General features: G+C 40.2%; 10 protein-coding genes and 1 tRNA gene. All 11 read right to left on the bottom strand.

Translation table 11 applies throughout. The features are described from left to right. Positions 1-230 precede the first annotated feature (230 nt). The 11 genes from ACESPO_RS13020 to dnaA all read right to left on the bottom strand — a co-directional run bounded on the left by ACESPO_RS13020 (position 231) and on the right by dnaA (position 12,043). Positions 231-318: transfer RNA gene (locus ACESPO_RS13020), tRNA-Ser, on the bottom strand. Between the two features lie 222 nt (positions 319-540). Then, positions 541-1,263: a lysophospholipid acyltransferase family protein gene (locus tag ACESPO_RS13015; RefSeq protein ID WP_008977327.1), complete on the bottom strand. Its 723-nt coding sequence runs from the start codon at positions 1,261-1,263 to the stop codon at positions 541-543. Then, on the bottom strand, positions 1,264-1,833 hold the full coding sequence (locus ACESPO_RS13010; RefSeq protein ID WP_270196970.1) for a Fe-S-containing hydro-lyase: 570 nt from the start codon (positions 1,831-1,833) through the stop codon (positions 1,264-1,266). It abuts the gene before it with no gap. 20 nt (positions 1,834-1,853) lie between these two features. Next, positions 1,854-2,699: a fumarate hydratase gene (locus ACESPO_RS13005; protein WP_270602087.1), complete on the bottom strand. Its 846-nt coding sequence runs from the start codon at positions 2,697-2,699 to the stop codon at positions 1,854-1,856. Positions 2,700-2,833: 134 nt separating this feature from the next. Then, complete coding sequence (locus tag ACESPO_RS13000; protein WP_008977324.1) at positions 2,834-3,301, bottom strand: superoxide dismutase family protein; 468 nt, start codon at positions 3,299-3,301, stop codon at positions 2,834-2,836. 98 nt (positions 3,302-3,399) lie between these two features. Next, positions 3,400-5,919, bottom strand: a complete 2,520-nt coding sequence (gene gyrA / locus ACESPO_RS12995; protein ID WP_270457361.1) for a DNA gyrase subunit A — start codon at positions 5,917-5,919, stop codon at positions 3,400-3,402. 48 nt (positions 5,920-5,967) lie between these two features. Continuing rightward, a complete protein-coding gene (gene gyrB / locus ACESPO_RS12990; RefSeq protein WP_009263554.1) occupies positions 5,968-7,884 on the bottom strand; it encodes a DNA topoisomerase (ATP-hydrolyzing) subunit B in 1,917 nt (638 codons plus the stop codon). A gap of 10 nt (positions 7,885-7,894) precedes the next feature. Beyond that, entirely contained in the window at positions 7,895-8,980 is a 1,086-nt protein-coding gene (gene recF, locus ACESPO_RS12985) for a DNA replication/repair protein RecF (RefSeq protein ID WP_008977319.1), read from the bottom strand. Between the two features lie 20 nt (positions 8,981-9,000). Then, entirely contained in the window at positions 9,001-9,210 is a 210-nt protein-coding gene (locus ACESPO_RS12980) for an RNA-binding S4 domain-containing protein (RefSeq protein WP_009263553.1), read from the bottom strand. Positions 9,211-9,284: 74 nt separating this feature from the next. Continuing rightward, a complete protein-coding gene (dnaN, locus tag ACESPO_RS12975; protein ID WP_009263552.1) occupies positions 9,285-10,394 on the bottom strand; it encodes a DNA polymerase III subunit beta in 1,110 nt (369 codons plus the stop codon). A gap of 278 nt (positions 10,395-10,672) precedes the next feature. Further along, positions 10,673-12,043, bottom strand: coding sequence for a chromosomal replication initiator protein DnaA (gene dnaA / locus ACESPO_RS12970; protein ID WP_009263551.1), 1,371 nt, complete (start codon positions 12,041-12,043; stop codon positions 10,673-10,675). Between the last annotated feature and the right edge of the window lie 93 nt (positions 12,044-12,136).

Genomic DNA, 12,136 nt, shown 5'->3' with positions numbered 1-12,136 from the left:
TGTTCGAAATTTTCAGGGTTGTGTTGTCTATTGTTTAATTATCAATGTTCTGTTTTGCTTTTCGTAATCAGCTGTTTTATTTTATCACAGCGTTTCTTACTTGTCAAGCACTTTTTTATTTTGCCATCGCTTATCGCGACAACTTCTTAACTATATCACACTCTCAAGTGTTTGTCAACAATCTTTTTAAAGTTTTTTGAACTTTTTATTTTGTTCTTTTCTTTAAAAAGCGGAGAAAGAGGGATTTGAACCCTCGCGCCGGTTGCCCGACCTACACCCTTAGCAGGGGCGCCTCTTCGGCCTCTTGAGTATTTCTCCGAATTTGTTTTCGATATAGGCGCTGTATCAAGCGCATAATTGATTATACTAAAGCTTTTTTCAAATGTCAATAACTTTTTTTACTTTTTTGTAATTTATCTTTTACTAGAATTTTCTCTCATTTTTCTTTGTTTGTAATTTATTTCTATATAGATATAACAAAAGAAGAATCCTTCTGTGTAAACTCTGGATTCTTCTTTTTTCTCGCAAGACTCTGATGATCTACTTCTGTTCGGAAGTATTTTTCTCTATTACTTCTTCAATCCGCCTCTTTACTTCTGCTGCAATTTCATTTGTCTTCATATCCTTGTATTCTTCATACAACATCGGTTTTAAAAAGTGAACTTGTACTGTAACTGGTTCAATGCTGTTTGTATCAAATGGTTTAAAGGAATCAATTAACGCCACCGGGATAATCGGACATTTTGCTTTTGTCGCTGCTTTAAAGCTTCCGCCCTTAAATTCTTGAACATGATTTCCATTTTTTGACCTCGTTCCTTCCGGAAAAATCAAATAGTTCCTTCCATTTTCTACTTCTTTGCTCACTGCAGTAATCACTTTCATTGCCTGTCTGACATCACTCCGGTCCATTGTATATGCTTTCATGCATTTGAAAACCTGTTTCAAAAACTGTACATTTTCTACCTCTTTTTTTGCTACAACTGAAAATGGATGTGAACATGCCTCTACAATTGCAAGTACATCATACATTCCCTGATGATTTGGAAAGAACATAAACCCATCTTTCTCCGGTATATTCTCTTTTCCATGTACATCGATCGTCACTCTTCCGCCTTTATTGGCACGAAGTACGATGAAGGTGAGCATTTTATAAATTTGCTGCTCTGTATATTTTTCTACATGTCCCGCATAATAGCATAATTTACACCACATAACAGGAACCAGCAAAATATTTTTAAAGACCATTAATAAAATACGTTTCATTTAATTTTCCTCTATTCTCTTTCTGTATTTTTCAATTGCTGTCTCATAGAGATTATTTCCATCTTTGTCGATTACGACGATCACAGGAAAGTTTTCAATTTCCAATCGGCGGATTGCTTCTGCTCCAAGGTCATCATAGGCAACTACTTCTGAGCGTTTAATACATTTAGATAACAGTGCTCCTGCACCTCCTACTGCCGCAAAATAGACAGACTCGTTTCTTATAATCGCATCAATCACTTCCTGTGTCCGCTTTCCCTTTCCAATCATTGCCCCCAGACCCAGATCTAACAGCCGCGGCGCATACTTATCCATTCTGCTTGCAGTTGTTGGTCCTGCTGAACCGATTGGTCTTCCTTCTCTTGCCGGAGATGGTCCCATATAATAAATCACCTGCTCTTCCAGTTTCACTGGCAGCTTCTCACCTTGATCAAGGCTTTCATTCATTCTTTTATGCGCAGCATCCCTTGCCGTATAGATTGTTCCCGTCAAATATACATAATCTCCCGCTTTTAATTGGCAAAGCTGATCTTTTCCTGCTGGTACCGTCATATGTTTTTCCATCTGCACTGCCTCCCTTTCTCTCCTTGCTATAACACTCTCACAATATGTCTGTTCACATGGCAACAGATATTCACCGCCACTGGAAGCCCTGCAATGTGAGTCGGATATGTGTTGACATTAACTGCAAGAGCGGTCATCACGCCTCCCAATCCTCCCGGTCCAATGCCAAGCTGGTTGATCTTCTGCAGCATTTCTTCTTCTAATTCTTGCACATATGGGATTTCCGAATGGACGCCAACCTCCCTTGTCAATGCTTCCTTTGCCATCAGCGCACATTTTTCAAAAGTACCTCCGATTCCAACACCGACTACCATTGGTGGGCACGCATTTGGTCCTGCCTCTGCCACTATATTGAGAATCGCTTGCTTTACCCCTTCCAATCCATCTGCCGGCTTCAACATCATAACTTTACTCATGTTTTCACTTCCGAATCCCTTCGGCGCCACTTTGATCTTCACTTGATCACCAGAAACAATTTTATAATGAATAACTGCTGGGGTGTTATCCTTTGTATTTTCTCTCAGAATCGGATCCTTTACCACAGATTTTCTCAAATATCCTTCCACATACCCCTGACGTACCCCCTCATTGACAGCCTCTTCCAGATTTCCCCCGGTCAGATGTACCTCTTGTCCAATCTCTAAAAATACAACTGCCATTCCGGTATCCTGGCAGATTGGAATCATATCTGTTGCTGCAATCTCCAGATTTTCCTGAAGCTGTTCTAAAATCTGTCTGCCAAGTGGAGACTCTTCTGTTCTCACTGCCGTCTGCAATGCATTCTTCATATCATCTGAAAGATAATAATTAGCTTCAATACACATTTCTTTTACATTTTTTGTAATCTCACTGACATCTATTGTTCGAATCATAGGGACCTCCTCATTGATCTGAATCTTCTGAAATTTTTCATCTATCTAAGATTATAGTATACATCACAAAGAAAAGGAATACCTGTATCCAGATATTCCTTCTCTTTTTCCCAATATTCTCTTTCTAGAATCGACTATTCCGATACAATCTCTCCGCATGCGATCTTACTTCCGGAATTTCCTGATGACTGTGTCCGGAAATCATCTGCCATCCCATGGATGACAACTGTTCTTCCGATCACTTCTTCCGGGTAAAACCGGTCTGTGTAAAAGGCGCTCCATGCAAGCCCCTCATTTGCAAGCAATGGAGGAAAATCCCCCGCATGCCCTGGATGTACTGTATTTTCCGGATTATAATGTCCCTTTGTCTGAGCAAATGGATCCTCTTCATCTCCTGTACATAATGCTCCTTCATGAATATGGAATCCGTAGAAATTTGCGTTTGGAGCATTTTCTGCATTTGGAAGACCTTCCACTTCTGCCACAACCAGTGTTCCCCCGTACATTTCAAAGAAATAAATATTTCCCTTGATCTTAGAATGTCCGGCATCTCCTCGTATCTGTGCATATGCATCTGCTGTCTCATTCATAAACTGAACCATAGCTTGTTACCTCCTGCATGCTTCCTTGTTCTGCCTTGTTTCAGCATATGCAGATGCACTCTATTTGTGACATAGGGTATCTGATTCCATCATTTTTTCTAATTTGTTTCTAATTCAAGACTTTCTTCTGAACCTGCTTCTTCTACTTCAGCCTTTTCTTCTGCATTTTCTTCTGCGACAGTTTCTCTCACTTTTGCAATGCTGGCAACTTTTGTATTGGAGTCAAGGTTGATCAGTTTCACTCCCGATGCGACACGACCAAGAATAGAAATTCCTGCACATTCCATTCGAATTACAATTCCCTCTGTATTGATGATCATAATTTCATTGTCTTCGTTTACTGCTTTAACTCCGATCACATTTCCGGTTTTCTCCGTGATCTTATAGCACTTCACACCTTTTCCGCCACGATTCTGACAGGTGAACTCTTCAATTGCAGTACGTTTTCCCATTCCCTTTTCAGAAGCGATCAGAAGGTAATCTCCCTGGGTATGTAACTGCATTCCGATCACTTCATCGCGATCGCTCAGGTTCATTCCTCGTACACCCATAGAAGTTCTTCCCGTTGATCTTACATCCTGCTCTTTGAAACGGATACACTGACCGTATTTTGTTACCATGATGATATCTTTTTCATTGTCTGTGATCTTTACTTCAATCAGCTCATCATCTTCACGAAGTGTGATCGCAGCAAGCCCTGTCTTTCTGACATTTGCATAATCTGTAATTGGCGTCTTCTTCACAAGACCTTTTTTCGTCGCCATAAACAGATATTTCCCGTCTTCATATTCACGGATCGGAATCATCGCAGTAATCTTTTCATCCGGCATGAGCTGCAATAAATTGATGATCGCAGTTCCTCTTGCAGTTCTTCCAGCCTCCGGAATCTCATAGCCTTTCATCCGGTATACTCGTCCGGTATTGGTAAAGAACATGATATAGTTATGTGTCGAGGTCATAAATAATTCCTCTACATAATCTTCTTCAATGGTCTGCATTCCCTTGATTCCTTTACCGCCGCGGTTCTGACTCTTGAAGGTATCTGTTGTCATCCGCTTGATATAACCAAGCTTTGTCATTGTGATCACAACATCCTGCTCCGGAATCAGGTCTTCTGTAGAAAGATCTAACTCATCAAAACCAATGGAAGTTCTTCTGTCATCCCCATATTTTCCACTGATCACAAGAATTTCTTCCTTGATCACACCTAAAAGAAGTTTTCTGTCTGCAAGGATTGCTCTCAATTCTCCAATGCGCTCCATGAGCTCCTTATATTCATTTTCAAGCTTTTCCCGTTCCAGACCGGTCAGTGCACGCAGACGCATATCTACAATTGCCTGTGCTTGTACATCTGTCAGCTGGAATGCTTCGATCAGTCCTTCTTTAGCAGCCTGTGCATTCTTGGAATTACGAATAATTCTGATAACCTCATCAATATTATCAAGGGCGATCAGCAAGCCTTCCAAAATATGCGCGCGCTCTTCTGCCTTATTGAGTTCATATTTCGTACGTCTTGTCACGACCTCTTCCTGATGTCTGAGATAATAGTTCAGCATCTCAAGAATGTTCATGACTTTCGGCTCGTTGTTGACCAGTGCCAGCATGATCACACCAAACGTATCCTGCAATTGTGTATGTTTGTACAGCTGATTCAGAACAACATTTGCATTGACATCCCGGCGCAGCTCGATACAGATACGCATACCTTCTCGGTTAGACTGATCACTTAAATCTGTAATTCCGTCAATCTTCTTATCGCGTACAAGCTCTGCAATCTTCTCGATCAGACGAGCTTTATTCACCATATATGGTAATTCTGTGACAACGATACGGCTCTTTCCATTTGCCATCGGCTCGATATCCGTCACTGCACGTACACGGATTTTTCCTCTTCCGGTGCGGTATGCCTCCTCGATTCCTCTCGTTCCAAGGATCATTGCTCCAGTTGGGAAATCCGGCCCTTTGACGATTTGCAAAATATCTTCTATGCTCGTCTCGCCGTTTTCTTCTATCTGGTCATCAATAATCTTTACCACTGCTGCAATGACTTCTCTTAGATTATGCGGTGGAATATTCGTCGCCATTCCAACCGCAATTCCTGACGTACCATTGACCAGCAGATTTGGAAATCTGGCCGGAAGTACCGCCGGCTCCTTTTCCGTCTCATCAAAGTTTGGTGTGAAATCTACTGTGTCTTTATTGATATCAGCTGTCAGCTCCATAGAAATTTTGCTTAATCTGGCCTCTGTATAACGCATGGCAGCAGCGCCATCTCCATCGACTGAACCGAAGTTTCCATGACCATCCACAAGCGGATATCTTGTAGACCACTCCTGCGCCATATTGACAAGCGCTCCATAAATCGAACTATCTCCATGCGGGTGATATTTACCCATCGTATCTCCGACGATACGGGCACACTTACGATGCGGCTTATCCGGTCCATTGTTCAGTTCAATCATGGAATAGAGGATTCTTCTCTGTACCGGTTTCAGACCATCTCTGACATCCGGAAGTGCACGGGAGGCAATAACGCTCATTGCATAATCAATATAAGAGTCTTCCATCGTCTTTTTCAGGTCAACCTCATGAACTTTATCAAAAATATTATCTTCCATTGTCTTCTCCTTACTTGAAATACATTTTCATCAACGCTGTAAAAACCTTTAAATATCAAGATTTTGCACGTATTTTGCATTCTCCTCGATAAACTCTCGTCTAGGCTCTACTTTATCTCCCATAAGTGTCGTAAAAGTAAGGTCTAATTCGGATGAAGATTCCTCATCCATTGTCACACGCAGAAGCACGCGGTGCTCCGGATCCATTGTTGTCTCCCAAAGCTGTTCCGCATCCATCTCTCCAAGACCTTTGTAACGCTGAATCTTATTATTTCCATCTCTTCCAACTTCCTGAAGAATCTTATTTAATTCTTCATCACTGTAAGCATACCATACTTTTTTGTTTTTCTCCAACTTATAGAGCGGAGGCTGCGCCAGATAAACGTATCCTTGTTTGATCAGTTCCGGCATAAACCGATATAAAAATGTCAGAAGAAGCGTACTGATATGAGCGCCGTCCACGTCGGCATCGGTCATGATAATGATCTTATGATATCGCAGTTTTGAAATATCAAAATCCTCGTGAATTCCCGTTCCAAAGGCTGTGATCATCGCTTTGATTTCTGCATTTGCATAGATTTTATCTAGTCTTGCTTTCTCTACATTCAGAATCTTTCCTCGAAGCGGAAGAATTGCCTGAGTTGCACGGTCTCTGGCAGTCTTTGCCGATCCACCCGCAGAATCTCCCTCTACAATGTAAATCTCACATTTGGATGCATCCTTCTCTGAACAATCTGCAAGTTTTCCCGGAAGTGACATTCCCTCTAAGGCTGATTTTCTTCTTGTAAGATCTCTTGCCTTTCTGGCCGCTTCCCGCGCACGCTGTGCCAGAACAGACTTCTCGATGACAACTTTGGCAACCTGCGGATTCTGTTCAAGGAAAATCTCTAACTGTGTACTCAGTACACTGTCAACCGCACCTCTTGCCTCACTGTTTCCAAGTTTTTGCTTCGTCTGTCCTTCAAACTGTGGATCCTGAATCTTAACGCTGATAATTGCTGTCAAACCTTCTCTGATATCTTCTCCCGAAAGATTTGGTTCACTATCTTTTAACAGCTTATTTTTTCTTGCATACTCATTGAAAGTCTTTGTAAGTGCATTTCGAAAACCGACAACATGTGTACCGCCTTCCGGTGTAGTGATGTTATTTACAAACCCATATGTATTGTCTGTATAGGAATCATTGTGTTGCATTGCCACTTCTACTGCAACTCCGTCTTTCTGTCCCTCACAGTAAATAATCTGCTCATAAAGAGGAGTCTTGCTTTTGTTTAAATACTGCACAAATTCCTTGATTCCACCTTCATAGTGAAATGTCTTCTCGATGCGTTCTTCCGGTCTCTCATCTGCTAAAACAATCTTCAGATTTTTCGTAAGAAATGCCATCTCACGGAATCTCTGCTTCAAAATATTATAATCAAACTCTGTCTCTTCAAAAATCTCGGCATCCGGCAAGAATGTAACTTTCGTTCCGGTCTTGTCCGCTTCGCATTCTCCTACCACTTTCAGCTGATAGGCAGATTTCCCGCGCTCATAGCGCTGTTTGTAAATCTTGCCCTCGTTGTAAATCTCTACTTCCAGCCATACTGACAGGGCATTTACTACTGAGGCACCCACTCCGTGAAGTCCACCGGACACCTTGTATCCTCCGCCACCGAATTTTCCTCCGGCATGCAGCACGGTAAATACGACCTCAACCGCCGGAAGTCCTGCTTTATGATTGATCCCAACCGGAATTCCACGTCCGTTGTCAATAACCGTGATCGAATTATCTTTGTTGATCGATACAAAAATCGTATCACAATATCCGCCGAGTGCTTCATCGACCGCATTGTCCACAATTTCGTATACAAGATGATGTAACCCTCTGGAAGATGTGCTCCCAATGTACATTCCAGGTCTTTTTCTGACGGCCTCCAGTCCTTCCAATATCTGAATCTGATCTGCACCATATTCTGTACTCATTATAGTCCTCCTAATTTTCCTTTACTACGACTCCATTACTTACATGAAATATTTTATTTATCGAAAAGCGGTGATTTACAAACTCATCGACACCAGTGCAGGTGATCAATGTCTGTATGTCATGAATGCTGTCTAATAAATAATTCTGTCTGTTCTTATCCAGTTCTGACAGGACATCATCCAACAAAAGAACCGGCGTATCCTTGATCAACTTTCTGACAATCTCTATCTCAGAAAGCTTCAAGGATAATGCTGCTGTCCTCTGCTGTCCCTGGGAACCAAATTTACGAATATCAATATCTTTTGTCAAAAAACAGATGTCATCTCTGTGTGGTCCTGCTGAGGTGCTTTTCATTCGAATATCCCGCTCCCTGTTCTTTTTCAGAACCGACTCGAATTCCATCTGCCCAATGTTTTTCTCATATGAAATTGTAATCGTTTCTCGGCCTCCCGTCAATTTATAATGAATTCCAGATATTATTTCATTTACTTCTTCCAGAAATTTTTCCCGTCTTTCCATGATCCGACTGCCATACTGAATCAGCTGCATATCCCATAAATCCAGCATCTCATTTAATTCTGCACGATTCTGGCAGTCTTTTAACAGACGGTTTCTCTGATTGATGATTCTGTTATAATTTGCCAGATCACTCAGATAGACTTTATCAAGCTGGGACAATTCCAGATCCATAAATCTTCTCCGCTCGGCAGGTCCGTTCTTGATAATGTTCAGATCTTCCGGAGAGAAAAATACAAGATGAACAAGTCCAAACAGCTCACTTGCCTTTCGGATTGGAATCTTATTGATCGCAATTCCCTTTGGACTGTTCTTCTTCAGATGCATATCCACCTGAAACTCGATTCCATCTTTCTCGATCACCGTCTCAATATGAGACTCTTCATTTCCAAATTGAATCAAATCCCGATCTTTCGTACCTCTGTGAGATTTCGTTGTTCCGGTCAGATAGACCGCCTCTAAAATATTTGTCTTACCCTGAGCATTGTCGCCATAAAATATATTGGTAGCATGGTCAAACTCGATGCTGAGAAAATCATAATTTCTAAAGTTTTTTAATTTTAATGACTTAATTACCATACCGGCACCAACTGTCCTTATTATTTCTCAATTCGGATCTCCTGTCCATCAAAAGAGACAACATCTCCAGCATAAAGTTTCTTTCCACGCTGCACTTCTATTTCCCCATTGACAGATACCAATCCATCCTGAATAACAAATTTCGCATCAACACCAGATTCTACAAATCCTGCCGCTTTTAATGCCTGTCCTAATTTAATGTACTCATCTCTTAATTTAATAATTTCCATTTCTTCGTCCTCTCGCACATTGAAAATACGTTTCGTAGTTTTTCTGCATAAATATACATTGCTATGTTGCATATTTATGCAGCCGCATTGAAGTTTACTGGAAGGATCAGATAGATATAACTTTGTTCTTCATCTTTGATAAAGCAAGGTGCTTTTGCATTCATGAAGTACAGGCTGACCTCCTCGTCATCGATCACGCGCAGCGCATCAATCAAAAACTTCGGATTAAATCCGATCAGCAGATCCTTTCCGTCTTTGGTAATCATGATCTCTTCATTCATAGAACCAATCTGTGACTGGATCTTCAGCTGCATAGACTCATCGGTAATATTAATAATGATCGGCTTCTTATCTCCTTCTTTCACAAGAAGTGTTGCACGATCAATACAGCTTAACAGTTCTTTTTTATTGATTCGCACTTTTGTCTCATAATCGTTTGAGAGCATCTGGTCGATACGGAAATATTCTCCTTCGATTAATCTTGACACAACAACGGTGTTGCTGAACTCAAACACGATATGATTATTTGTAAAATAAATAGTAACTTCACTTTCTGTCTCACCAGAAAGGATTTTACTGATTTCCTGAAGTGTCTTTCCTGGAACGACAACTTTTCTAGGCTCATAAGATTCTTTTAATTCGATTTTTCTAATGGAAATACGGTGTCCGTCCAGGGAAACCACTTTCAGAATATTCTGATCCACTTCAAACAATTCACCCGACATCAGTTTGTTGCTGTCCATATCAGAGATTGAAAAAATTGTCTGACGAATCACTTCTTTGAGCGTAAATTCAGAAAGTGTGATGCAATCCTTTTTTTCGATATAAGGTAAATAAGAAAAATCTTCTCCTGATTTTCCGGAAATATTAAATTTTGCTTTTTCGCAGGTGATCAGTGTCTGTAAATTACTATTTGTTTCAATGATTACTTCATTATCAGGAAGTTTTCTTACGATTTCTGAAAAAATCTTGGCATCCAATGCAATGATTCCTTTTTGAAGAATGGTTCCTTCAATCGTAGTTTCAATTCCAAGTTCCATATCATTCGCTGTCAATTTGATTGTATCTGTTGTTGCATCAATTAAGATACATTCTAAGATTGGCATGGTTGTTTTAGAAGGAACTGCTTTGGAGACAATACTGACACCTTTGACTAAATTTGATTTTGTGCAAATGATTTTCATGTGTATAACTCCTTTCGGTATTTGCTTTGAGTAAATATATGAAAGTTATCCGCCGTAACCGCCGTAGGGGCTGTGGATATGTGGATAACCCTAAAAATCCCTATGGTTGAGCGATTTTTACGCTCGAAAAGTATGTGGAAAAACAAAGGATAATACGTTCGCAAAATTGGGATAACTTAAGCGAGTTTTCCACAGAAAAAATTATCCACAATGAACGAACAATCTATCCACAGTTTTTCCACATATCAATCCACAATAGCCGTTAAAAAAATAACAATCTAAACTGGATTTAATTTTTTCTTAATAATATCAATGGTGTTGCTGAAGGTGTCACTGGCCTTGATATCAGCAGTAACTTTATCAACTCCATGGCTGATCGTAGAATGATCACGACCACCAAGTGTCAGACCGATTGCTTTGAGTGGAGTATCGGTCATAGTACGGCATAAATACATAACTATTTGACGCGGAATTGCGATTTCAGCGTTTCGTTTGCCACTTTTTAAGTCAGCGATCGAAATATTAAAGTGTTCTGAGACAACATCCAGGATTAATTCCGGGGTGACTTGTCTGTTTTCATTTGGTGAAACGATATCTTTCAGCGCTTCCGCAGCCAAATTGATATCAATCGGTGCATTTTTTAACTTATATAATGCGATCAATTTGTTTAAAGAGCCTTCAAGCTCACGGATATTTGACTTTACATTAGAAGCAATGTACTGCATAACAGCATCCGGAATATTGTATTTGTCCAGTCCGTCCAATTCTTCCTTTTTCCTGAGAATTGCCATTCGTGTTTCATAATCAGGTGAGGAAATATCTGCGACTAAGCCGCATTCAAAGCGGGAGCGGAGACGAGCTTCCAGTGTTTCAATGTCTTTTGGAGGCTTATCGCTGGAGATGATGATCTGCTTGCCGGATATGTGAAGATGATTAAATGTGTGAAAGAATTCTTCCTGTGTACTTTCTTTTCCGATAATAAATTGGATATCATCTATTAAAAGGACGTCAATCGATCTGTATTTTTCGCGAAAAGCAGTCATTGCGGATTCATTGCCAGTTTTTCCGTTTTTAATTGCTTCGATCAGTTCATTTGTAAACGTTTCACTTGTTACATATAATACTTTTTTCTCTGGCTCATTTTCTAAAATAAAGTGAGCGATGGAGTGCATAAGATGGGTTTTTCCAAGTCCGACACCTCCATATAAAAAGAGGGGATTATAGACTTCACCCGGTGATTCTGCAACTGCAAGTGATGCAGCATGTGCAAAATTGTTGTTTCCACCAACGACAAAAGTATCAAATGTATACTTGGGATTCAGGTTTGCAGCCTGAGATACAGTTACTTTTGATTTCGGTGTGGCGGTTTTATCCTCAAAATCTTTCGGATCGAATTCATTTTCGGCGATAAATTTTACTTCATATTCTTTTCCGACAACTTCGGCAATACATACCTGAAACGGCAGCAGGTATTTGTTTTTAATATAGTCAATACTTGCTTTTAAATTCACAAGAATGTACACAGTATTACTTGTTACTTTATATACTCTCAGTGGAAGAATCCACGTTTTGAAAGAAACGTCCGTAAGACTGTGTTCAATTTTTAATTTTTGTATAATTTCTTCCCAATTTTCCTCAACAATATTCATTCTTCTAACTCCTAAGTATCATAGTAAAAGAAATTTGTAGACAATCTCTCCACTATATTTTACATCAAAACCCATATTTAAGCAATGGAAATA

The organism is Coprococcus sp. HPP0074, assembly GCF_964238105.1.
Lineage (GTDB): Bacteria > Bacillota > Clostridia > Lachnospirales > Lachnospiraceae > Faecalimonas > Faecalimonas umbilicata.
Note: the sequence above shows the minus strand (reverse complement) of the source record. Positions and strands in the feature narration are given on the sequence as shown.